Consider the following 23984-nt stretch of genomic DNA (forward strand, 5'->3'; position numbering starts at 1 on the left):
ATCCATCCTGTGCCGGCTTTGACAGCCAAAGGTGCGTTGGGTGTACCCTCGTACGGGCAACAGCAACAGTTAAGAAGTAATTCAGCAAGGGAGCAGCAGTTAATGGCGAGTGGCGCACAACGGACGGTGGCAGAAACAAAGACAGCATTGACCGGCAAAAAGCCTGTCGGCAGGGGTGCGGCGTCCACGACTCAAGCTGATCCCGCAACCGAAGCAACGGAACGCAGCCAGCAGCTGCGCGCGCTGATCCAGCTGGGCAGGGAGCGAGGCTACCTGACGCACGCGGACATCAGCGACCATTTGCAGGGCAATTTCACGGACACCGCGGCGATGGAAAGCATCGTCAGCACGTTCGCCGAAATGGGCGTGACGATCTATGAGCAGACGCCGGATGCCGAAGCGCTGCTGCTGCGCGACAGCGCGGTCGCCGCGTCTGACGACCAGGCCGACGAAGAGGCGGAAGTCGCGCTCTCGACGGTCGACTCGGAATTCGGCCGCACCACCGATCCGGTGCGGATGTACATGCGGGAAATGAGCTCGGCAACGCTGCTGACCCGCAAGCAGGAAGTCGAGATCGCCAAGCGCATCGAGGACGGCCTGAACCGCATGGTGCACGCCATCGCTGCCTGCCCGTCCACCATTGCGACGATTCTTGAGCTGTCGGAGCGGGTCGCCCGCGACGAAACGCGTATCGATGAGCTCGTCGACGGCCTGATCGAAGGGGAAGGCGAAGTCGCCGAAGCCGAGGAAGACACCAGCCGCGACGAAGTCGTCGCCGAGGATGAGAGCGCCTCGGACGAGCCCGTCGACGAAGGTGCGGCCGCGCAAGCCAACGAAACCGCCAGCCTGGCCAAGCTGCGTGACGATTGCCTGACCCGCTTTGCTCGCGTCGCCAATCATTTCGAAGCCATGCGCAAGGCCTACACCGCGCACGGCGTGGAGTCGGAAGGCTTCCTCGTGGCACAGCTCGCGGTGCGGGAGGAACTCAAGTCGATCCGCTTTACCGCAAAGACCATCGAGCGCCTGTGCGCCGATGTGCAGACGGTGGTGGAAGAAGTACGTGTGGTCGAGCGCCAGATCCTGCAACTGATGGTCGAGCGTTGCGGCATGCCCCGTGAGGAGTTCATCGAACGCTTTCCCGGCAACGAGACCAATCTCGCCTGGGGCCGCGCGATCGCCGGCGAGTCGCGTTCGTACAGCGACTCCGTTTCCCGCAGCTTGCCGGACCTCGAAGCGCATCAGCAAAAGCTGATCGACATCCACGCCCGCGTGGTGCTGCCGCTGTCGGAGCTGAAGCTGGTGAATCGCCAGATGCTGGCGGCCGAGCGGCAGATGCGCCAGGCCAAGCACGAAATGACGCAAGCCAACCTGCGCCTGGTCATCTCGATCGCCAAGAAGTACGTGAATCGCGGCATGCAGTTCCTGGACCTGATCCAGGAAGGCAACATTGGCTTGATGAAGGCGGTCGACAAGTTCGAGTATCGTCGCGGCTGGAAATTCTCCACCTATGCAACCTGGTGGGTTCGCCAGGCCGTGACGCGCGCGATCGCCGACCAGGCCCGCACCATCCGGGTGCCGGTGCACATGATCGAGACGATCAACAAGCTTAACCGGATCTCGCGCGAAATCATGCAGCGTACCGGCAAGGCAGCGGATCCCGCCGCCCTGGCCGAGCGCATGGAGATGCCCGAGGAGAAGGTCCGCTCGATCATGAAGATCGCGAAGGAACCGGTCTCGATGGAAACGCCGGTTGGCGAAGACGGCGACACGAGCCTGGGCGACATGATTGCCGACTCCGACACCGCGTCTCCCGCCGAAGCCGCGCTGCACGCCAGCCTGCGCGCCACCGTGCGCGAGATGCTCGACGACCTGACGCCGCGCGAGGCCAAGGTGCTGCGCATGCGTTTTGGCATCGACATGTCGACCGACTACACGCTGGAAGAAGTCGGCAAGCAGTTCGATGTGACCCGCGAACGGATTCGCCAGATCGAAAGCAAGGCGATGAAGAAGATGCGCCATCCCAGCCGCGCGGACCATCTGAAGGCGTTCCTGAAGGAAGGCTAATCAGGGTTCAGGCCCGGCGCGCAATCGCGTGCCGGGCGAAGGCAAGGCAAAGGGGGTTACGGCAACGTTAAAGGCCGTAACCCCCTTTGTTATTTCAGCCAGGCAAGTACGTCTTCCACATGACGAGGCCGCCAAGGTTCAAGGCAACGGTGCCCCAGAAAACCAGCTGGAACTCTTGCTTCCGATTCTTGTGGCGCAGCAGGTGCTGCGCGGCAAGCGCGCCCGGCCAGCCACCGCATAGCGCCAGGAAGTGCAGCCTGGCCTCGGGCGTGCGCCAAGCATCGTGTTTGGCGCTGTTCTTGTCGAGCGCGTAGGCAAGGAACGCAACAGCACTCATCACAAGGCTGACGAGGCCGGCATACCGTGGCAGGTATCCGCTAAGGGCGCCGCCCGCGATGGCCATCAGCGCCGCTGCCGCCGTGACGGCAGGCAACAGGTGCGCCTGGCTCGCCTGGCGCTGTCCCTGTCCCTGTCCCTGTCCCTGTCCCTGTCCCTGTCCCTGTCCCTGTCCCTTCGGCGTGCCCAGTATGGAGACGTTGGTGGCTTGCAGGCGGCCGTCCTTGCCTTTGCCCAGTTCAAACGTCACGCGGTCGCCAGGCTTGGGCTGGACGGCGCGGTGCCGCAGCGCGGTGACGTGAAAGAAGACGTCTTTCACATCGGCATGGATGTCGATGAACCCGTAGCCCTTGTCGGCATGCCAGGATTTGATGCGGCCCGCTTTTTTCATTTTTTGCTTGTTCATCTGCGATGCGCATTCTAGCTGCCCTGATGACCGCAAAGCCACTCGGACGCGGCCGTCAGCATGGCCCGCAGCCCCGTTTCCACTCAGCCTATTCGCTGAGTTCGCGCCAAGCTTCCAGAAGTTGCTTTGCTTGCGAAGATTCTCCAATCACCCAGGGATCGAGAGCGAAGGCAACCAGTTGTTGGCCACCCGTTCGCCGCGCAATGGCTAGTTGCCGCTGCAGCCGCAGCAGGCTGGCGGAGACGGCGTTGAAGCTGGCGGCGGCCTGGGAGGGCAGTTCCTGGAACAGCTCCACGATCAGGTCGAACGATATCTCGCGGGTGCGCAGCAGCGCGAGCAACGGCGCCAGCGCCTGGTAGTTGTCCAGGCCGTTGACCCCGACGCCGTCCTGGATCATCGGGCGAATCGCCACCTGGTCGAGTATGACGGCCCATAGCCCCTCCAGGGTGCCGGAAGAGGGCAAGCGGCTGTAGTAGGTGGAAATGGCCGGCTGAGGGGTGCCGCCTGCCGATGTGGCGGAGGCGATGGATTGCAGCCAGGGCACCAGCAAGGCTTGCCGCTGCGGCGTGCCCCAGTTGTGCTGCTCCAGTTCGTAGGGAATGTACCAGCCGCTGAAATTGCTCCGCCCCGGCCATTTGGCCTGCTCGGCATAGGCCAGGCTGCGTGCGCGAGTCTGGGCGAGAAAGCGCGGCAGCGCGGCGGCGTCAGGCGCGCCCAGTGCTTGCCACCAGCGTTCATCGTAGGGCAGTCCGAGCCGGATGCGCAGGCCGAGCTGGCCGCCATCGTCGAACAGGAAGTCCAGCAGTGCCTCGGGGATTTGCCAGGGCTGCTCGCCATCCACCGCGGCCCACTGGAGCACGATCTCGCTGCAGCCCAGGGCGCGCACGGCCTTCAGGCGCTGGTGCCATTCCGCCTGCCCGAGTTCGAGGTGGCTGCGCCATACCTGCAGGAAGGTCGAAGCAAACACCGGCTGGCCGGTGCAGGCTGTGAGCGGGAGCAGGGGAAGCAGCGGCAACGCGGTTGCCGCGCGCAACAGGCGGCGGCGCCCTGGGGTGGGGAATGGATGGCGAGGGTCGGGGATAGGCTGGCTCATCAAGTAAGGGGGCTTGCGCCGCTCAGATCGCGCGCGCGATCAGCTCGCGCATGATTTCACTGGTGCCGCCGTAGATGCGCATGGCACGGGCGTCGACCCATGCGCGGCCAATGCTGTACTCGGCCATATAGCCATAGCCGCCATACATCTGCAGCAGGTCGTCGAGCATGCGGCCTTGCAGTTCGGTGGCGTTGAGCTTGGCGATGGCGGCGGTGACAGGGTCGAGGGAGTCCTGCAGCTGCAACATTAGGCAGTGGTCCAGGAACACGCGCAGCATGGCCAACTGCGCACGGCCATCGGCCAGCTTGAAGCGGGTGCTTTGGTAGTCGATCACGCGCCGGCCGAAGGCCTTGCGCTGGCGTGTGTAGGCGATCGCCTCTTCCAGCATGCCTTCCAGCGAGGCGCAGGCCCGCAATGCGATGGCCAGGCGTTCCGGCGCCAGTTGCTGGGCCAGCAGGTCGAAGCCATTGTTTTCCGCGCCCAGCATGCGGTCGGCGCCGACTTCCACCTCGTCGAAGAACAGCTCGCAGGTGTCCTGCGCGTGCTGGCCGATCTTGGCCAGGGGCGGTCCCTTGCGAAAGCCCGGCATGCCATCGTCCAGGCAGAACAGCGAGAGGCCGCGCGCGCCCAGCTCCGGATTGGTGCTGGCGGCCACGATCACCAATCCGGCGTTGACACCGTTGGTGATGAACGTCTTTTGCCCGCTCAGCACGTAGCCGCCGTTGCCGTCGGGGCGGGCGCGGGTGCGGATTGCCTTGAGGTCGCTGCCGGCATCGGGCTCGGTCATGGCGATGGCGCCGATGCGCTCACCACGCGCCATGGCGGGGAGCCATCGCGCTTGCTGTGTGGGGGTGCCGTAGCGGTGCAGGTAGGGCGAGACCATGTCCGAGTGGATGGAAAAGCCGATGCCGAGGTAGTTGGCGCGCGCCAGTTCCTCGATCACCACGGCGGCATGGCCGAAGTCGCCGCCGGCGCCGAAGGGCTCGGGCAGGGCGCAGTTGAGCAGGCCGGCGCTGCCCGCGCGTTGCCACAGGTGCTTCGGCGTGATTCCCTGGCGCTCCCATCCGGCATAGTACGGGGCGATTTCCTGGGCGATAAAGCGCTGTACCTGCTCGCGGAATTGTTCGTGGTCGTCTCGGAAGACTGGGCGCATGGGTGGCTTATTTGCTGTAAGGGTCGGTGCGGCTGACCTGGCCGCGCAGCATGGGCCTGGCCGCGCTGCCGGTCAGGAACAGGCTGTAGTGGTCGCCCGGCTGCAGTGCGGGCAGTGCCAGTTCGGGCGCGCGCGCGCTGCCGCAGGCGGCATTGACGGTTGCGCTGACCGGGTTGATGGCGCGATGGACGGCGCTGTGGGGCCGCACGGCCTGGAAGATCGGTGTGCCGGACGGCGCCAGCGCCAACTGGGCGCCCTCGCAGTCGCGGATGGCGTTGTAGAAGCGCAGTTCCGCCTTGAGCGCATCCGGGCCGCCGCTGCCGTCGTCCAGCGGGACCACCGACAGCTTGCCGCCGGTGCGCGCCAGCAGCAGCGTGGTGAAGGTGTCCGGCTGCACCTGCAGGGTGGTGGTCTCTTTGCCGTCGACGCGCACGGTGAAGGGCTGGCTGCCCTTGACCACGGCATAGGTGGTGGCGGCGGCGCCATTGCCGCCGATGGCCTGGGCCTGGCCTTGGGCTACCGCCACGGTAGCCGTGGCGGCGTCCGGGTTGAGCACCCGGACGTAGGCGGATCCCTGCGGCGGACGCGCCGCATAGAGCTGGGCCAGCGCGCCTTCGGTGGCGGGCGGCGCGGCGCAGACGGTTGCCGTGGCCATGCCGGCCAGCGTGGCGGCAAGGGTTGTTCGCAGGGCGTGGAACTTGGGCATGGCTATTCCTTCGCACCGCTCAGGCGYGCCTGCAGGTACTGGCGCTCCAGCTGCTTGCGGTCGACCTTGTCGGTGCTGGTGGTGGGGAAGCGGCCGCAGGCGACCAGTTCGGAAGGGATCATGTACGGCGGCAGGCTCCGCCCCAGCGCTTGTTTCCAGTCGGCCAGCGCCGCCGGCAGCGGCGGCTCGGCGGCGTGGCCTGCGGGGCTGTCTTCTAGTTCGAGGAAACCGATCATGCGGACGATCGCGCCGTCCGCGCGCCGCAATGCGACCGCCGCGCCCGCGCGTACGCCGGCCAGGCTGGCCAGCGCGGCATCCACTTCGGCCAGTTCGATGCGGTAGCCGTGCAGCTTGATCTGGTCGTCGGCGCGCCCCCGGAAATGCACCAGCCCGGCGGCGTCGATATGCGCGAGATCGCCGCTGCGGTACGCGCGCTTGCCCTGGTGAAGAAACAGGCGGGTCTGGTTGAGGTCGGGCCGGTTCAAGTAGCCGCGCATCACGTGGTCGCCGGCGATGCACAACTCGCCCTGGTCGAGGAACAGTGCCGCGTAGGGCTTGGCCCGGCCGATCGGGAACGGATTGGGGGCTTGCTGGCGCAGCGCGGCATCGATTTCGACCCAGGTGGTGGAGCAGGTTGCCTCCGTGGGGCCATAGGAGTTGACGATGCGCGCGGCCGGGAAGCGTTCCCACAGCGCCTCGGCCAGCGTCGGCGATAGCGATTCGGCGCCAAACAGGAAGACCTTCAGTTCGGGCAGGGTGGCCGTGTTGAAGGCGGGGTTGAGCAATTGCTGGCGCACGAATGACGGCGTCGACGCCCACATCGTGACGCGGTGGCGCGCCAGGTAGGCGGCGAAGGCATCGCGCTCGGCGGTCAGCTCGCGCGGGCACAGCACGCAGGTGCCGCCCAGGCCCAGCGCGCCGGCCACGTTGAACAGCGAGAAGTCGAAGCTGAACAGCATCTGGTCCATGAACACTGGCGCGGCGTCCAGCCGCAGGCAGTCGCGGATCCAGCCGGCGAACAGGCCCAGGCTCTCACGGCCGATCTGCACGCCCTTGGGGTCGCCGGTGCTGCCCGAGGTAAACATGATGTAGGCCACGCCGCGCTCCTTCAGGACCGTGGCGGCGGTGCCGGGGCGGAATACGTCGTTGTCCGCCTCGTACACCAGCGGCGCCCCGACGATCTCGACGATGCGGCGCACGCGCCCGGCGGGGTTGATGCGGTCCACCGGCACGAAGGGCACGCCAAGCGTCAGGCAGCCGAGCATGGCCACCAGGAAGGCGGCCTCCTTGTGGCCGACGATCACCAGCGGCACGTCGGGGCGGGCGCCGGCCGCGCGGGCGGCGGCTGCCCAGGCCTCGGTGCGGGCGCGCAGCGTGTTCCAGCTCAGGCCGCCCTGCATATCCACCACGGCCAGAGCGCCGCCCGCCGAGTCGGGATCGGCGAAGCGGAAGTTGTCAAAGTCAAAGCGCATGGGGAACTCCGGATGGCAAGTCCAAACGGGGCTCAGGCATGGCCCTGGGCGGTGACGAAAGCGGCCAGCGTGCGCACTGACTCGAGATGCACGTCGATCTCGGTGGGCGGGATCTTGCAGCCGAACTCGCGTTCGACCGCCAGGGCCAGGTCCACCGCGCTGAGCGAGTCGACCAGGCCGGACTCGATCAGCAGGGTGTCAGGATCGACCCGGGTGAGGATCACGCTTTCGATGATCTTGACGAGCTTGTTTTCGACTGCCGCCTGGTTGTCGGTGAATTGCGTATGCATTGAATAGTCTCCCTGCGCCTGTGACGCTCAGCATTGGACTCAGAATTGGAAATAGAGAAAGCGCGCTTCCTGGTGCAGGTTGGCCAGGCACAGGAAGAGCAGGACCAGCATGACCGCGGCCCAGCCGGGCGTGGGCCGCCAGCGCAGCACGGACCAGCTGCTTTGCTGCGCGCGCGCCAGCGCCGGCGACCAGCGGCCCAGGATCTGGTGGGCGTTGGGCGCCAGCCAGACAATGGCCAGCATCGCCAGCAGGTAGAGCAGCTGCAGGTGGCGCCCGGCCAGCATGCGCCAGGCATCGCCCGCGGTGAGCGTGGCATCTGGCCAGGGCAGCGCGGCGATGGTTTCGAAGCCGCGCAGGCCGGCCAGGCCTTCCAGCAGGGCCAGGGCGTCGTGCATGCCGCTGGCGCGGAAGAACACCTGCGCCACCAGCACGGCGGCAAAGGTCAGCAGCACGCAGGCCACGCGCGTTGCCGCCCGCGTCTGCCGCGCGGCGGCGGGCTTGCGGCCGGCCACGAAGATGCGCCAGGCGTGGTTGACCGACAGGTAGCCCGCATGCAACAGGCCAAACACCAGGTACTGCAGGCCAGCGCCGTGCCAGATGCCGGCCAGGCCCATGGTGAAGGCGGTCGGCAGCACGATCATGGCGGCGAAGCCGTCGGCGGTGGCCACTCCGGCCGCGCCCACCGGAAGGCCGCGATCGGTGCGCCTGCGCGATACCGCCATGGCCACCGGGTAGTACAGGTAGGCGGTCAGGTAGCGCGTCAGCGTGATGTGCCAGCGGGCCCAGAAATCGATGATGCTCGATGCCTTATAGGGCGAGTTGAAGTTGAGCGGGAAGCGGATGCCGAACATCTTGGCCAGGCCGAGCGCCATGTCCGAGTAGCCGGAAAAATCGAAGTAAAGCTGCAGCGCGTACGACAGGCTGGCACCCCAGGCGGCCCAGAACCGCAGGCTGGCCGGATCGGCGAAGCCCGCGTCGGCATAGGGCGCGATGGCATCGGCCAGCAGCACCTTCTTGGCCAGCCCGATGACAAACAGCATGCCGCCTACCGACAGGTTCTCCGCCTTGAAGCGGTAGTTCTCCCGCTGCGCGAACTGCGGCATCATTTCCTTGTGGTGCAGGATGGGGCCGGCGATCAGGTGCGGGAAGAAGGTCACGAACAGCACGTAGCTCAGCGGGCTGCGTTCGCTCACGATGCCGGCGCGGCAGTCCAGCAGGTAGCCGATCTGGGTGAAGGTGAAGAACGAGATGCCGAGCGGCAGGATCACCGACCCGGCCGGGCTGGCGCCGCTCAGGCCAAGCTCATGCACGAAGCCCAGCAGCGCGGTGAAATACTTGTAGTGAAGCAGCAGGCCGAGATCTGCCGCCACGCCGAGGGCCGTCGCCAGCGTCTGCAGCACGGTGCGTCCCTTGAAATACAGGATCAGCTGGCTCACCCCGTAATTGAAGGCGATCGACACGGCCAGCAGCGCCACGAACTGCGGGTTCCACCAGCCGTAGAAGACGAACGAGGTCAGGCACAGCCATGCGGCGGCCGCGCGCAGGGACCGGGCGCCCAGCAGGTAATGCACCAGCAGCGCGACGGGCAGGAACAGCAGCAGGAAGAGCAGGGAGTTGAAGAGCATGGTGGTTGGCTATGGCTTGTCCCTTACCGCGATGGCAGGGTGGCCAGGGTTGTTTTCTCTTCCTCGGTCAGCGGCAGGGACAACGCCATCTCCGAGAATTCCCAGATCACCAGCCGCAGGCTGGCAGGCCATTGCGCGCGTTGCCGGAGCGCGGCCTGGAGCGCGCCGGAGAACTGCCCGCCGTCCAGGCTCAGGTTCCAGACCTGGCGGCCCAGCCGCATGCCCAGGCGCTCGGCGAAGTGGCTGCGCCGGCCGTTGGAGCTGCCGGCCAGCAACACCTCGGGCGGCGCCACCTCGTCGAGCAGGCCGCCCGCGGTCTCCGGCTTGATGGTTTGCTCCCGCACCAGGTCGGGCAGCGGGCGCCAGCGGTCGGGGGCGTGTCCCAGGCCGGCCAGCACTAGCAAGTCGCCCACGCGCGCGGTGGCGCTGGCGGCGTTGCCGACGGCGTAGCGTTGCTGGCCTGGCTGCCCCAGGAAGGGCAGGGCTGCCGCTGCGACTGCTTCGGCGCTGGTGGTGGCGCCGTGGTTGTTCATATGCACGTCGGTGCGGAAATAGCCAGGCGTGCGGGTGTCCAGCGCAGCGCGCAGGTCCACATACGGCACCTGGCTGGCGGCAAGGCTGGCGTGCCAGTCGTCCAGGCGCTCGCGCATCTCCTGCGATGCCTGCAAGCCGCACAGGCGTGCCGCCTCGACGCGCGATTTGTCGGGCACGGCCACGACCAGCACCCGCACCCCGGCCGCGCGCAACTCGCCAACCCAGTACCGCATCAGCCGCAAGCGCTCGGCGAAGGCTTGCGCGTGGCCGGGCTGCGGTTGCAGGCCGTCGCGATAGAACAGCCAGCCCGGGCATCCCTGTACCACCTGTTCGCCAAGGTTGCCCAGCAACCGGTAGCGCAGCGCGGCCTGGCCGGTCTCCACCTGCGCTTGCGCCGGCAGGCGCAGCGCTTTCCTGAGCGTCTGGCCCGCGGTGCCGTCCATCCAGGCGGACGGCGCCAGCCCGGCAAGACGCGAGCGGGCCTGCCACAGCGAGTGAACGCCCCAGGCCAGGCCGGCCACCAGCAGGGTGGCGCACACGGCCGCGCCCAGGCGGTGGGATGGCTCGGTATCGTGCTTGATGGTCATGCCTTTAGCGCCCCACGGCGGCCTGGAGCCGCTTGCGCCAGGTATCGGCGCTCATCAGCGAGGCGTTGTCCCACAGGCCGCGCGCGTCGGGCCCCTGCGAGAAGGCGGGCTCGAACAGTTGCCAGACCAGCACCTGCGGCGGCTGCTGGCGGAAGGCGGGGGATTCCAGGTACTCCAGCAGCATGACCCACGGCCCCACGTTGCCGGGTTTCCAGTTGACCGAGACCGGGCGGTCCAGCGTGTTCGAGAGCATCTGCGGATAGCCGAAATAGGGCTGGACCATGCTGTGGCCGGTCACATGCACCGGCGCCGCGGCGTCGTCCAGCAGGCCCTGGTTGCCGGCGGTCTTGCGTATCGTGAACGTTTCGCGCCCGACCGCCTTCTTGCGCTCGGGCGTCAGGAACAGTTCAGCCAGATCGCCGTAGCGCCGCTCGTTGGACAAGGCGCCCAGCGCCATGCCGCTGCCGGGTTGGCCGGCGAGCTTCGGCACCTGCTGCGCGACCATCTCGGCGGTGGCCCGCGCGGTGGCGTCGGCGGCGGCCTGCGTCCAGTGCTGGTCGGTGCGGTAATAGACGTCGCGCCCTTCGTTCCTGAGCTTGAGCAGCACGGCTTCATCGTCGAAGCTGGGCACGCCCGCCTGCCGCAGTCTGCCGAGCACGGTCTGGTAGCGTGCGGCGACGTCGGCGCTCATGGATTTGCCGTCCGGCAGCTTGTCCTGGTAGAAACGCGCCTTGTCTGGCAGCAGCACCACCACCAGCCGGATATCGCGCGCCATCAGCGCGCTGCGCACCTCGGTCACCAGCGCCGCGGACGCATCGATGCCGGCCGTATCAACGTGTGTCAGGCTGCCCCAGCCCGGGAACAGCCAGTTGTCCTTGCCTTCGATGATGATCGACGAACTGTCGGCGCAGGCCATGGCCGACCAGGCGAGGGCGGCGCCGGCCAGGCCGCGGCCCAGCCAGGTGCGCACGCGCCGAGGCGGGCGCAGCGGTGTTTCGCAAGACAGGTGCATGGGTGTCATTCCTTTGGGAGCCATGGCGGGGAGCGCCGCAATCGGCGTGTCAGTAAGAGAGCGTCAGGTTCATGAACAGCCCCTTGGCGCGATTGGAGTGTCCGGCGAGCCCCGCGCGGTATTGCACGCCCCAGTCCAGGTAGGAGCGCGGCGCGTTGTATCGGTCCTGCCGGAACCAGTAGCGCAGGTTGAAGCCGGGGCCGGCGCCAATCGACCAGGTGGCGCCGTTGCCTTGCAGGCCGGTGCTGCCCGACACCGTGCCCAGCGTGCCGGAGGCGCGGTTCTTCTGCCACAGCCAGTCGGCGCCCAGCACCACGTAGGGGAACAGGATCAACCGCTCGTCGATGGCGTCGAGGCGGAAGCTGCGGCCGGCCCGGATCTCACCGGCTGCGAAGGCCTGGTCGCGGCGCAGGCGGCCGGAGCCGCTTGCGGTCTCGGCGCCGGTGCTGTTGTCGCGCAGCGAGTAGCGCGCGGCGATATCCTGCAAGCTGTAGCCACCCTGCACATAGCCTTCAACGGTGAACCAGCTCGGCACATCCAGCCGCAGCCCGCTGCCTTCGTAGATGCCGTAGGTGACATAGGTGAGCCATCCGCCGGAGCCGGCATCGGCCTCATAGCGGGCGCTCTGGTCTTGCCGGTTGAGCGCGCAGCGCTGGCTGGCGTCGGCCGGGATCAGCATGCCGCTGCGGGTGGCGGTGCCGAGCAGGAACTGGCGCTCCAGCCCGAAGGTGAGGCCAACCTCATGCGACGGCGTGAAGCGCAGCCCCAGCGCGCCCACCGTGGTGGGCACACCGGTGATGCCGCGGCTGCGCGACTCGCCCAGGTCCGTGTGGGCCGCCGCGGCGCCGCCGCAGGGGTCCGACAGGCGTTGCGCGTGYGTCTTGCCGCCATTGTCGTAGATCGTGCTCGACAGGCGCCCGTAGAGTTCGAAGGTCCGGTCCGAGGTGTTGAGGAAGGTTGGCGGGCGCCAGAAGATCTCCGCGGTGCCGAAGGCCGCATCGCCCGGCGTGGAAATGGCGGCGCCGCCAAAATCCGCCGCCGCCGGCCGGGCCCCGCGGTAACCCGCGGATACATAGCCTCCCCACTCGCGCGAGAATCCCGCGATCGCGCCGCGCGTGTTGTAGCGCTGCTCCTCGTCCAGGGCGAGCGCGCCCGCATCGGCCTGGTCGATGGCCTGCATCAGCGTTTGCGTGGCGCCGCGCTTGTCGCCCGCGCCGGCGCGCGCATAACCCTCGTCGAGGATGGCGAGCGGTGGTGCCTTGCCGGTGGCGCGGGCGGCCTGGATATCGCGCAAGGCTTGTTCCGGCATGCCCAGCCGCTGATTGACATAGGCGCGCTGCATCAGCAGTCCGGCATCGCCGGCTTGCCGCTCCAGCGCGGTATTCAGCCGCGTGGCGGCCTCGCGGGCCTGCATGCGGTTGCCGGCCGCCAGCGCGGTGGTCAGCAGCGCCTGGCTTTGCTCGCCCGGGTCGTGCTCGACGGCCTTGCGCGCTTGCGCGATCGCTTCCTGGTAGTCGTGCCGGCCGTAGGCGGCATAGGCCAGCGCGGCAGGGCTGCCGCCGGAGGCGTCCGCCGGCAGCAGTTCGCACGCCGTGCCATAGGGCGTGTCGCGGCAGTGCTGTACCGGGGGCGGAAAGCTGGCGAGCGTCAGCGCGGCCTTGGGCGCCCGCGCGCGGCCGGCTTCGTCCAGGCGCCTGCGCACGGCCTTGTCCTTGCCGTCCAGCGCGGCCAGCAGCGCCTGCACGCGCTGGCCGTTGCCGGCGGCCAGCGCCGCGTCGGCGGCGATCAGGCGCACGTTGTGCCGCTGCTCGTCTTCCAGCCAGTCCTGCCCGAGCGCGCTGTCGAAGTCGGCTTCCGCCTGGGCGGTCTTGCCCTGGCGCTGCCGCAGGTAGGCCCGCATCAGCAGGGCCACGGTATCTTCGCTGTCTTGCCGCAGCGCTTCGCCAGCTGCGCTTTCCGCTTCGGCGAGCTGTTCGTCCAGCATCAGCGCGGTGACAAGCAGCAGGCGGTGGCTGGCCGTGTCGGGCGCCAGCGCGACCGCCTGCCGGGCCGGTGCGATGGCGTCGGCCGGACGATTGGCGATTAGCGCCTGGTAGCCAGCCCGGGCGGAGGGTACCGACATCTGGCGCAGCAGGCCCTGGCGGCGCGCGATCAGGTCGGACCGGTTGGGCGCGCCGGCGGCCAGCGCGCGTTCGATGGCCCGCAGGGCACCCTTGTCGTCGCCTTGCGCGGCCAGGGCGTCCTGCCACAGCAGCGCCCACGCGCCCTGGCTCGGGTCGGCGGCGAATGCTTTCTCCGCGGCGACGGCGGCGGTCTTGTAGTCGCCATCGTTGTAGGCGGCGTAGGCTTGCGTGGCAAACGGATAGCCTGTGCGGAAGGCCTGCGTGGCCGGGGCCGCGCTGCCCTGGGCGCCGGCGCGCAGCGCGGCGTGCGCCTCGCGCAGGGCGGGGCTGTCGGCTGCGGCTGCGCTGGCGGCCGCCACGGCGCGTTCGGCTTGCGCCAGCTTGCCCTGCTTTTGCAGCGAGTAGATCAGCAGCAGGTGCAGCTGCGCCACGTCCGGCCGCAGCCGGATGGCGGCTTCCGCCCTGGCCTGGGCTTTTGCGTAGCTGCCCTTGTCATAGGCTTTGTAGCCTTCGTCGGCCAGTTGCCAGGCTTTGCCCCTGAGTGGCGCTTCGCTGGCGGCCGGCTCGGCGAACGCGGGGGCCGCCGGCAGCAGGGCGGCGCCGCTCAGCGACGAGAGCAGGACAATCAAACGGGTGCGCGCCCTCATGCGGCGGCTCCGTGCGGTGCGGCGGTGGAGGGGGCCATGTTCTGCTGGAAGGCAATCGCTTCGAGCAGGGTGACCTCGTCCAGCCAGCCTTGCTCCAGCAGGATCTTGCCGAGCGGCCGGTGCGCGGTGGCCTGCAGGTCGAGGGCGTGGGCCAGCTTGGTCTCGTCGATGGCGTGCCACGACAGCAGCAGTTCGCCAAGCCGGCGCCGCTGCTGCGTCAATTGATCTGACGAAGGGAAGTCATGCATGGTCTTGTCCCACACCAGCCGCTGGCCAAAGAACATGTGGCCAAGAAAGAGCCGCCACGCGCGCGCAGCGGCCATGGCGTTGATAAAGTTGCCGATCATCATGCGCGGCACCGACAGCAGGCCATGTTCCCAGCCGTACATGCTGCCGACGAAGTAGATCCGTTGCAGCGTGCGCAGCGCCAGTGCGATGGTGTTGAGCCACATCAGCGTGACCAGCCAGCTCCCGGGCCGGAACAGCGGAGGATAGTGGACGGTCCACCAGCCCATGGCATCGGCGAGGTAAAACAGCAGGAAGTTGGCCAGCAGCAGATAGGCCAGGATCGAGATAAAGGAGGTCACGAGGCCCTTGCGGTCGCGATACAACAGGTATTTGGTGGTCAGAGAGCCGGACCAGCCGACTTGCTGCCAGCCTTGCAGGCCGATGCCCAGCAGCCAGCGCGCCTTTTGCCGGTAGGCGGTGCGGAAGGTGTCGGGGAAATACTCGCGCACGCCCAGCGGCATGGAGATGGTCCCGATCTTTTCCTTGCCCAGGCCGAACCACGACACCCGGCGCGTGGCGTACTCCACCTTGAACTTGCCGAAAATCTGCTTCATGCCGCGCCGCGACAGGCGTGCCCCGATGTCGTAGTCCTCGGTCAGGCTGTCGGTGTTGAAGGGCTGGTTGTTGGTCTGCGCCGACAGCTCCACCAGCGCGCGGCGCGAGAAGCAGGTGCCGACGCCGGCCGACGGCACCATCTTCGACAGGCTTTCGCGCACCACCATATCCTTGGTGTGCCACTCGGCGAACTCGTCCATATAGGTGCCGGCCACCAGTTCGTACCAGCTGCGTTCGAGCGAGGCGACCGGCAACTGGATGAAGTCGATGCGCGGCAGCAGGTAGTTGTAGTACTTCAGTTCGAGCGGGTGGAGCACGTCTTCGCTGTCGTGCAGGATCATGCCGGCGAAGGGCGCGGGCATGTCCCGTTCATGCAGCAGGATGGCCTGCACGATCCAGTTCAGGCAGTCCGCCTTGCAGGTGGGGCCGTTGTGCGGCACCTCCACGCGCACCAGCTGCCGGTAGCGGCGGCGCATGCGCTCCACCTCGTCGATGGTGCGCGCATCGTTGCAGTAGGTGCCGACGAAGATCATGTAGTTCTGGTATTCCAGCGTGGAAACCATGTTTTCCAGCATGGGCGCGATGACGTCGAACTCCAGCCAGGCCGGCACCATGATGGCGAGCGGCTGTTCCTCGCACGCGCGCAGTTGCCCGGTGGAGAGCGGCTTGTGACGGCGCCGCACGACCAGGCCGCGGTAGGCCTCGCGCAGCCAGTACCAGAGATCGATGAACAGGTCATCGATGCTGGACAGCAGGATCAGCGTGGCCACGACGGCGGTGACGATCTCGAGGCCGCGGTAATAGTCGGCGACGAGGTAGGGCCAGTACATGGAGGACAGGAACGACATGGGTGGCTTACTTCTTTGTCCGGCGCGCGCGGTTGGCGAGATAGGCGAAGAACAGCAGGGCTGCCAGGCAGGAACCAACGCCGAGGATCAGCAGGTGGCTGGCGGCCATGCGGCGCAGTTTCTGGAGGATCCCGGGCGTTTCGGAGGGATCGCTGTCCGGGTTGGCGCTGTCGAGCCAGGCGCGCGGGCCGTCGGCGCCGACCACCATGACGTTGCCCCTGTTGAACACGAAGGGCTGTCCCGGGCGGCCTCCCGGCGCGCCCATGGCCTGCCAGAGGATGCCGTCGCGGCCACCGCCACCGATCACTTCGGCGGCGCCGAGGCCGGCCACGCCGGCGACGTCCAGCCACTGCGTTTCACGGCCATTGATCTGGAGGTGGCCCTGGGCGGGCACGCGTACCTTGGGCTCTATGCCTTGCAGCTTGACATCCATGGCCAGGAAGGGACGGGTGGGCCGGGCGGCCTGATCCTTGCCGGCCAACACCAGTTCCGCGCCATAGGGCGACAAGCCGCTGGCGGCTGCCAGACGCACCACCTGGGCCAGCCGGGCGCCGGCGTCCAGCAGATAGCTTTCCGGCACGATCAGCTGCGGCCGGCCAGCCATCAGCGGCAGCAGGCTGACGAAGGAGCCGTCCGTCCTGGCGGCGCCCGAGCGCAGGTGGCTGCTCGGCAGCACGGTGACCGGGTAGCCCTGCGGGGTTTCGTTGCAGTCGACCGATACCGGCTGGCGCTGGAAGGATACGCGCAGCACGTTGCGCACGTTCAGGGCATAGCCCGGAACCTGGGCCAGCAGGCGATTGCGGCGGCCGTTGGCCTCGATCTGGCGAGCCGCCAGCAGCACGTCGTTCCAGAATACCGAGACCACAGGCGGACTGCCGGAGGCACCCGGCGCGGCGGCAACATCCACCACCAGCTCGCTGGGCGCGCGGCCATCGATGGCCGCAGCGCTGAGCGGGAAGCTGGCGGTCCAGTCGGCGCGCGCGATCACGTCGAGGTTGCTGTCAGCGTTGCTTAGGCTGCTCAGCGACGTGGCCGAGTGCTCGCCCTGGTCGGGCTGCATGGCGGCGCGTACCGCTACCTTGCGCGAATCCAGGGTGCGGCGCCACAAGCCGCTCAGGATGCCGGCGGCTTCGGCGCCTGCATCCGGGGCGATGGCGATGACGGGGTGGCCGCCCAGCATGGTCAGCTGGATCTGCTTGGCGGACAGCGGTGCTCCTGCCACTGGCGCGCGGCTGGCGCGCCAGGCGGCGAAGGCCCGCGCGGCATCCGCATCGTCCTGCAGTTGCGCCGCCAGCGCATCCAGCGCGGTCTTCAGCCTGGCTTGCAGGGCGGCGTCCACCACCGCCAGGTCCGCGGTGACGGCAGGCGCGCCCAGCACCAGCAGCGCACCGAGTTCCGCTTCGCTGCCGACGCGGTGCTGCACGCTGGCATCCAGCGCCGCGAAGGCCGGTACCTGCCGCAGTCCCGCCGGTACGTTCAGTTCACGCGTGTCGATGATATCGCCTGGCGCGGGGAAGGCTCGCATGGTGGCGCGCTTGCCGCCGTTCTCCAGCGCCACGCCGATCCGCCACGCGGCGTCGAAGGCGGCGCGGTCTAGCCGGTTGGCGGCAAACAGGATGGCCGTGTTGGCCGGCAGCGAGGCCCAGGCGTCTTCCAGGGTGGGCAGGGCCGCGGCGTCATAGCGATAGCTCAGGCGGGTGGAGGGCGCGATCGTCAGTGCGTTGCCCAGCGGGCGGTCGATCTCGCACAGCCGTTGCGCGGTATTGGACGACCAGATCACGCCTAGCCGGACGAAGCCGCTCGCGCGCGCGCGCCGCTCGACGGCCAGCGCGCGGGCAGCTTCCCCTTCGCCGTTTTCAAAGCGGCGCGCGAAGGCGGGGCGGCCGTCGATGGAAAGCAGCAGGTTGGTGCGGCCATCCTCTGTCTTTATATAGTGCGAGTCGAACGCGATCGAGGCGTCCGCTAGCGGTACGTTGCGCGGTACCGGCAGATAGAACTCGTGACGCGAATCGCTATGGTTCATGATCACCGGCGCAGTGAACCCGAGATCGGCGAGCGTCACGGTACGGCTCAACCAGGTGTCGGCCTCCAGCGCGCGGATGGCGTCTCCGGGCACCCCGGCAAAGGCCGTCAGCGGCAGCACCAGGGCGGCGTGGAATAGGCCGCGCCGGAAGCGGGCAAGGTAAGGCAGATGACAAAGACGCAAGACCATGGCGCAGATAGGTGGAGAAATAGCAAGAGATTCTTGGGAGGGGGAGGTGCCGCTCAGGCCGTCCGCGCAGCGGGCCGGAAGTCCTCGAGGGGGTGGCCGCACAGGGCGGCAACGATGCGCTGGCAGGCTCGCCCGTCGCCATAGGGATTGACTTGCCGGCGGCATTGCTCGTAGAGCGCGGTGTCGTCCAGCAGGCGGTTGACCTCGGCTACGATGCGGTTGGTGTCGGTGCCTACCAGCTTGACGGTGCCGGCAGCCACCGCTTCCGGCCGCTCGGTGGTGTCGCGCATCACCAGCACGGGCTTGCCCAGGTGCGGCGCTTCCTCCTGCACGCCGCCGGAGTCCGTCAGCACCAAGTAGGCTCTGCGCATCAGCCAGACAAAATCGAGATACTCGAGTGGATCGATCAGATGCACGTTGCCGATGCCGGCGAGCGTGCGCATGACGGTTTCGCGCACACGCGGATTCAGGTGAACCGGATAGACAATCTCCACGTCGGCACGGCACGCCAGCAGGGCTAGTGCTTCGCAGATCCGCTCGAACCCCTCGCCGAAACTCTCGCGGCGATGGCCTGTCACCAGTAACAGGCGGCGGCGCGGGTTCAACCATGCATGGCGGGCGGCGATGGTGTTGGCTAGGCAGGCATCGTCGTCGTCCAGGCGCTGGCAGGTCAGGGCAAGTGCGTCGATCACCGTGTTGCCGGTGACGAAGATCTCGCCGGCCAGGTTTTCCTTGAGCAGGTTGTCGCGCGCAGCCGGCGTCGGTGCAAACAGCAGGCCGCTGATCGCATCCACCACGCGGCGGTTCATCTCTTCCGGAAAGGGCGAGGCCAGATTGCCGGTGCGCAGCCCTGCCTCCACATGCGCCACCGGGACGCCGCGATGGAAGGCCGCGACTGCCGCGGCAGCGGCTGTGGTGGTATCGCCGTGCACCAAGACGTGATCGGGCCTGACGCCGCCGAACACCTGATCGAAGCGTGCCACCAGGAGGCCGAAAAGGCCGTTCAGCGTCTGGTTTGGCGCCATGATATCGAGGTCATAGTCCGCCTGCAGCGCGAACAGCGACATCACCTGATCCAGCATCTGCCGGTGCTGGCCGCTGACGCACAGCACGCTGTGCACGCCAGGCTCGCGATTCAGCGCTTGCACGAGCGGCGCCATCTTAATGGCTTCGGGCCGAGTTCCCACAATCGAAAGCACTCTCATGCCGGCTGGTTCTCTCAAGATATATGTTTTATTAGGTTGCCGGCTGGTACGCAAAGCTGGATTTAGCGCTGACGTATTGCATCGTGCAAGCAATTCGGGACGGATTCTAGGAGTCCAATTCAATGCAAGTGTTTGCTGGATAGGAAAAAACCTTTGAATAGGCGAATTGCTTACATTTTTTGACAATCTAAAAAGTAGGGAGAAATAGCACGTTGCCTTGCTTGAGCGGAGTGCTTTCGTGGGGCGATGCGGCGGGGGATTCGTGGCGCCAGGGTATGAGTGACAGCGTTTTTCCAGAAATATCCCCCGGTCCGAGGGGATCAATGGCCGATTTCCTATGGCGGAGCGACTCGGAGCGATGGCTTCCAGGCCCCGTGGTCGCAAGTTGGGACGCGTATGGGTGACACGCTTACGGAGATGCGGTCAATGCGTCAACCTCACCCAAATGAGGGAGGTATGTCTAATGTGGTTTTTTGGAATTTACGAATTATGAAAAGCAATTCATAAGCGCAAGGCAATGTTGGTTGATGGATGGATTGGAAGAGGTGCTTTGGACTTTGGGATCTCGACAGGATTGGAATTTTTATTTATCAATATTGTTTGGCTGACTGCTTGTCTTGTTTGATATCCCTGATAACATCTCGTCCCGATCCAGCGATGGACTTTCGCGGGAGAAAGCGTGCCATTGGCTTATCCGGAGTGTCCATCTGGAACACGGTGGCGAGGGCAGGGAGTGACGCCCGATGCGTCGGCGTGGCCCGCGCAGGCAATGTACTTTCCATCGGCTGGGCGTCACGCTCCTGGCGGCGGACAGGTAGTGGTGGGAACGTCTCTCTCGCCGGATCGTGTGATCGCACATGAGGCCGAGATGACCCGGCTGGTATTTCCGCCTATGGCTCAATATGACCGCTTATACGTCGCATGGATCTGTCTCGCATAGTGAAAATGGCACGGAGGGCAAGACCGCCGGCACCGGTGTTGCCCGCGCCCATCTTTTGATCGTCAACAGCCGGCCCGACGAGCTGCGCCCATTGATCGAACTGCTGTGCAGCGAGCAGTATCGCGTCAGCGTGGCATTCGATGGCGCGCAGGGCTATCACCGGGCGCAAGCGCTTTCGCCCAGCCTGATCCTGCTGGACGTGCGGCTGCCTGGCCTCGACGGCTTCTCCGCCTGCCGCCTGCTCAAGGCGAATCCACGGACCAGGGACATCCCCGTTATCTTTCTGACCGACGCCAACAGCATCGAGGAACGCCTGTACGGTCTGCAGAACGGTGGAGTGGACTATATCCTTAGGCAGTCCGAGCCGGTGGAGGTGTCGGCGCGCATCAGGATTCACCTCGCGCTGGCGGCGCGGCGCCCTGCGGACGATGTCGTGCTGTCGCCTTCAACCCTCAGCGGGGACCAGGTACTGGTTCAGGCGGTCGCCCAGTATCTGACCGATAGCCTTGCCGCCACGCCGAACCTGGCAGAGCTCGCACGGCGCTTTGGTACCCACGAAAAACGCTTATCGCGTGTTTTCCGCGAGCAGCTGGGCAAGACCGTATTCGAATACCTGCGAGAGAGCCGACTGCTCCTGTCGAAGCGCCTGCTGGCAGAGACCTCGTTGAAGATCGTCGACATTGCCGCGCAAGTCGGCTTCTCCAGCGCGGCAAACTTTGCCACCGCATTTCGCGAGCAGTTCAACCTCACGCCAAGGGCATTCCGGCATTCGGTGCAGGGATACGTGCAAACGTTGAGCGCGTAGTGCGCTGTGCTGGCCGTGCTAGCCCTGGCGCGATCGGCTCGCCTCATTTATCCGTTCGGCTGGACGAAGCGCTGGGCTTGCCAACAAAACGCTGCACATGGCACTCATCGAGGCAGGTGAATCGCCGACAGTTGATCCAAATCTGGTATGAGCGCTGGCAGGGAAAGGGGGCTGCTAGTACTGACGCTTCCACCCAATACGGTGCCGTTCCTGCGTGGCCTCATGCCGCGCATCGTCTTCCGTATGCAGGTATGCGCTGGTCGTGGCGATGGACGCATGCCCGAAGTTGTCCCGCACGAAGCGCAGGTCCACCTGCTGGTCCGTCATATGGGAACCTGCCGTATGGCGCAGCCAGTGCGCCGAGGCGCCGGCCAGTACCTCGGCCCGGCTTTCCCAATCCGGTCCGCGCGCGCGCAGGCGCTCGGCCGCCATCGCGAAGATCTCCTTGAGCACCAGATGCAGCGCGCCGCGTGACAAGGGTCTTTCTTTGCCAATGATCGGCAGCACGATGGGGCGATCCTCACCTGGCAATGGCAGCGGCGGCAGGCCGTAGGCCTCGCGATAGCGCGCCAACTCCGCCATCAGCTCATCGGTGGCCGGCACTAGCCGCGTCTTGTTGCCCTTGCCCGTTACCTCCATCCACCACCGCTCCAGGCCCCGGCTGTCGCGCCGGCAGAAAAACGCGCCCATGCGCGTGCTGGCCACTTCCGCTGCGCGCAAGCCGCCGAGATACAGCACGGTCAGCAGCCAACGGCATCGCGCCGCGTGCAGGCGGTCGCGCTCGGTCGCACTTTCGGTCGTACCCGGCATGGCATCGGTGGCGTCCTTGACCGCTTGCCACATGTCGTGGCTCAGGTAGCGGGTAATGCGCGGCTTGGGCAGGCTGCGCCGGCTGCGCGCCAGCGACAGTGGATTGCCGGCCAGGTAGCCCGCGTCGACCAGCCAGGCGAACAAGCCATTGAGGATCACCATAGTGTGCCGCGCACTGACTGGGGAGAGCGGCCCGGCAAAAGGCCGCCACTCGGGCGCACCACGCGCCAGTTTCTTGCGCGACGCCATCACCCAGCGCCAGGCTGGCTGCGGGTCAGCCAGGAAGCGCTCGTACACCAGCAGATCTTCATGGGTCAGCGACGACAGCGGCTTGCCATGCTGCATCACGGCCCATAGCAGCAGCCGCTCCACCTCGCGCCGATAGGTCTGCAGGGTGGCGGGGGTGTCGGCGTAGCGGGCCAGCCAGGCCGTCACCGCCGCCAGATCGTCGGCGGCCGAGATCTGCGGGGTGCCGCCGCGCGCCCGGTTGCTGCCGGCGGCGCCGGATAGCTCGGCGGGCAAGCGCAAGCGCTCGATCGGGGTGGCGGGCAGGGTGGCGAGGGACAGCTGGCTGGATTCCATGGGTGAGGCGTGAGGCGCGTTCGCAAATTAGACGTAATTATAGACAGAACAACAGACAGAACAACAGACAGAACAACAGTTATGTCTAAAGCCTGTTTGCTTATTCAAGCTATTTTACGTATTACGTAGTAATATTTAAAAATTGCTGGATTCTCTTCAAAACTCATGACCGCTAGCCCAGAAACCACGGCAAACGAGCAAATCCTGCAGGCTGACATCGTCAAACTGCGCGAACGCTTCCCGGAAACTCGTGCTCTCTATCGAGAGGTGTGCGGATTGCTGTTCTTCCGTTACGGCATCACGCCCACCGCCAACAAGCTCTACGGGCTGGTGCGCAAGGGCAGCATGGGCACGCCGACCGAGGTGCTGGCGCAGTTCTGGCACGACATGCGCGACAAGATGCGCGTGACCATCGCGCACCCCGAGTTGCCGGACGCGCTCAAGCAGATCGCCGCCGATGCCGTGCAGTCGATCTGGCAAGCCGCCAACGAGGCTGCCGCCGGCGAACTGGCATCGCTGCGCGTGGAGGCCCGACACCAAGCGAGCGAGGCCGAAGCGCGGCGCGACCAGGCGCGGGCCGCTCTGGCGGTGGCCGAGCAGGAGAAAACCGTCGTGCAGGCTGAACTCGACGCCGTCCGGCAGGCGCGTGCGGCGCTACAAGGGGAACTGGAAGCCGAGCGCCAGGCCCACGCAGCCGCGCAGGCGCGTCAGGAGGAGGGCAAGCGCCAGATCGAGGGGATCGAGCGCCAGTTGGGCGAAATGCATACGCAGTTCTCGACGGACCTGGAGCGCACCCGCGAGCAGGTCGCGGTAGCGCAGGAGCGGGCCAGCGCCACTGAGCGCCGCGCGCTGCGCGAGATTGATCAGGAGCGCACGCTGCGGCAGAAGGCAGAGCTGGTGGCGGCGGAGTTGCGCGCCGAGATGGCCGCGGTGCAGGTGAGGGCGCAAGACGCGGCCGTCGCGGGCGCGGAGGAGCGGGTGCGGTTGCAGGCCGAGCGCGAAACGCTCAGCCGACAACTGGGGGAGGCAGAACAGGCGCTTGACCATGGCGAGGCGGCACAACGAGGCCTGCGAGCCGAACTCGACGCGGCGCTTCGGCGGGCCGAGCGCGCCGAAGTGGAAGCGACAGCGACGCGCCGCCTGGTGTCGCCCAGGCGCCGGGTGCCAGCGACGAAAACCAAGTTCAAGCCCGGGCCGGCCTGAAGGAGGCGCCCGAGGGCAGGGATTTGTCCATCGCGCCACGGGATAAGCCTGTGGACAAGCCGGGCGGGGGCAGACAGCCGACGGCCGCTGCGGATTTGATTAGAATTTAAGCAACGAAGGCGCCGCGTCCTCTCACAGGCACCGATTCTCGCCGCAGCGATCCCAAAAACAACCCTGACGTCCAACTGAGCGCGGCCGTAGAGATAGCCGTGCGGTGCTGCCTTGACCCGAGTGATGGATCCAATCCTGCTGCCGGGCGCTTGTTTTGCATAGCGCGGAATAGGTCACGATGGATAAGCAATGATGCTCTCAGCACGGATAGGCTAGCGTGCGCTGTTTGCAACACGAACGGTATTTCCCTGAGAAAATCCCCCAATAGGGACTAATGCCGTTCAGTTAAGAGCTGAACGGCATTTTTGTATGTAGCGTCAGAGGAAGTTGTAAACGCTGCGCCGAAGTGTTAACTTTCGGGCGCGATGCTTTCCAG

At 66.7% G+C, this 23984-nt stretch carries 17 protein-coding genes; 3 read left to right on the top strand and 14 right to left on the bottom strand.

All coding sequences use genetic code 11. The features are described from left to right. The first annotated feature begins 102 nt into the window (after positions 1–102). Complete coding sequence (rpoD, locus tag AB4061_RS14880; protein WP_253932086.1) at positions 103–2064, top strand: RNA polymerase sigma factor RpoD; 1962 nt, start codon at positions 103–105, stop codon at positions 2062–2064. A gap of 94 nt (positions 2065–2158) precedes the next feature. Here rpoD and AB4061_RS14885 read toward each other — a convergent pair whose 3' ends face one another. The 13 genes from AB4061_RS14885 to wecB form a co-directional block, all read right to left on the bottom strand. Further along, on the bottom strand, positions 2159–2791 hold the full coding sequence (locus tag AB4061_RS14885; RefSeq protein ID WP_441635006.1) for a DUF1294 domain-containing protein: 633 nt from the start codon (positions 2789–2791) through the stop codon (positions 2159–2161). A 103-nt stretch (positions 2792–2894) separates the two neighbouring features. Then, entirely contained in the window at positions 2895–3821 is a 927-nt protein-coding gene (locus AB4061_RS14890; protein ID WP_441634964.1) for a DUF4434 domain-containing protein, read from the bottom strand. A gap of 100 nt (positions 3822–3921) precedes the next feature. After that, positions 3922–5052: an acyl-CoA dehydrogenase family protein gene (locus AB4061_RS14895; RefSeq protein WP_441634966.1), complete on the bottom strand. Its 1131-nt coding sequence runs from the start codon at positions 5050–5052 to the stop codon at positions 3922–3924. Between the two features lie 7 nt (positions 5053–5059). After that, entirely contained in the window at positions 5060–5758 is a 699-nt protein-coding gene (locus AB4061_RS14900; protein WP_441634968.1) for an alginate O-acetyltransferase AlgF, read from the bottom strand. Between the two features lie 2 nt (positions 5759–5760). Beyond that, a complete protein-coding gene (locus tag AB4061_RS14905; RefSeq protein ID WP_441634970.1) occupies positions 5761–7230 on the bottom strand; it encodes an AMP-binding protein in 1470 nt (489 codons plus the stop codon). Positions 7231–7262: 32 nt separating this feature from the next. Continuing rightward, on the bottom strand, positions 7263–7520 hold the full coding sequence (locus AB4061_RS14910; RefSeq protein WP_441634972.1) for an acyl carrier protein: 258 nt from the start codon (positions 7518–7520) through the stop codon (positions 7263–7265). Between the two features lie 39 nt (positions 7521–7559). After that, positions 7560–9146 (bottom strand): MBOAT family O-acyltransferase, encoded by a 1587-nt coding sequence (locus AB4061_RS14915; protein ID WP_441634974.1) that lies wholly within the window; start codon positions 9144–9146, stop codon positions 7560–7562. A gap of 23 nt (positions 9147–9169) precedes the next feature. Further along, complete coding sequence (locus AB4061_RS14920) at positions 9170–10267, bottom strand: alginate O-acetyltransferase AlgX-related protein (protein WP_441634976.1); 1098 nt, start codon at positions 10265–10267, stop codon at positions 9170–9172. A gap of 4 nt (positions 10268–10271) precedes the next feature. Further along, positions 10272–11279: an alginate O-acetyltransferase AlgX-related protein gene (locus tag AB4061_RS14925; RefSeq protein ID WP_441634978.1), complete on the bottom strand. Its 1008-nt coding sequence runs from the start codon at positions 11277–11279 to the stop codon at positions 10272–10274. Between the two features lie 49 nt (positions 11280–11328). After that, the gene (locus tag AB4061_RS14930) at positions 11329–14049 is read right to left on the bottom strand and encodes an NfrA family protein (RefSeq protein ID WP_441634980.1); all 2721 of its coding nucleotides are present in this window, start codon (positions 14047–14049) and stop codon (positions 11329–11331) included. Beyond that, positions 14046–15740, bottom strand: a complete 1695-nt coding sequence (locus tag AB4061_RS14935) for a glycosyl transferase family protein (protein WP_441634982.1) — start codon at positions 15738–15740, stop codon at positions 14046–14048. The genes AB4061_RS14930 and AB4061_RS14935 overlap by 4 nt, the downstream gene beginning before the upstream one ends. A 7-nt stretch (positions 15741–15747) precedes the next feature. Then, entirely contained in the window at positions 15748–17952 is a 2205-nt protein-coding gene (locus tag AB4061_RS14940; protein ID WP_441634984.1) for a hypothetical protein, read from the bottom strand. A 53-nt stretch (positions 17953–18005) separates the two neighbouring features. After that, on the bottom strand, positions 18006–19157 hold the full coding sequence (gene wecB / locus AB4061_RS14945) for a non-hydrolyzing UDP-N-acetylglucosamine 2-epimerase (RefSeq protein ID WP_441634986.1): 1152 nt from the start codon (positions 19155–19157) through the stop codon (positions 18006–18008). Between the two features lie 902 nt (positions 19158–20059). Between wecB and AB4061_RS14950 the strand changes: the two genes are divergently transcribed. Then, complete coding sequence (locus AB4061_RS14950) at positions 20060–20902, top strand: response regulator transcription factor (protein ID WP_441634988.1); 843 nt, start codon at positions 20060–20062, stop codon at positions 20900–20902. A 174-nt stretch (positions 20903–21076) separates the two neighbouring features. On the opposite strand, the gene AB4061_RS14955 is transcribed toward AB4061_RS14950, so the two are convergent. Beyond that, positions 21077–22294, bottom strand: a complete 1218-nt coding sequence (locus tag AB4061_RS14955; protein ID WP_441634990.1) for a tyrosine-type recombinase/integrase — start codon at positions 22292–22294, stop codon at positions 21077–21079. Positions 22295–22459: 165 nt separating this feature from the next. Between AB4061_RS14955 and AB4061_RS14960 the strand changes: the two genes are divergently transcribed. Continuing rightward, positions 22460–23497: a DNA-binding protein gene (locus AB4061_RS14960; RefSeq protein WP_441634992.1), complete on the top strand. Its 1038-nt coding sequence runs from the start codon at positions 22460–22462 to the stop codon at positions 23495–23497. Positions 23498–23984: the final 487 nt, after the last annotated feature.

Source organism: Cupriavidus sp. YAF13 (assembly GCF_052113425.1).
GTDB lineage: Bacteria > Pseudomonadota > Gammaproteobacteria > Burkholderiales > Burkholderiaceae > Cupriavidus.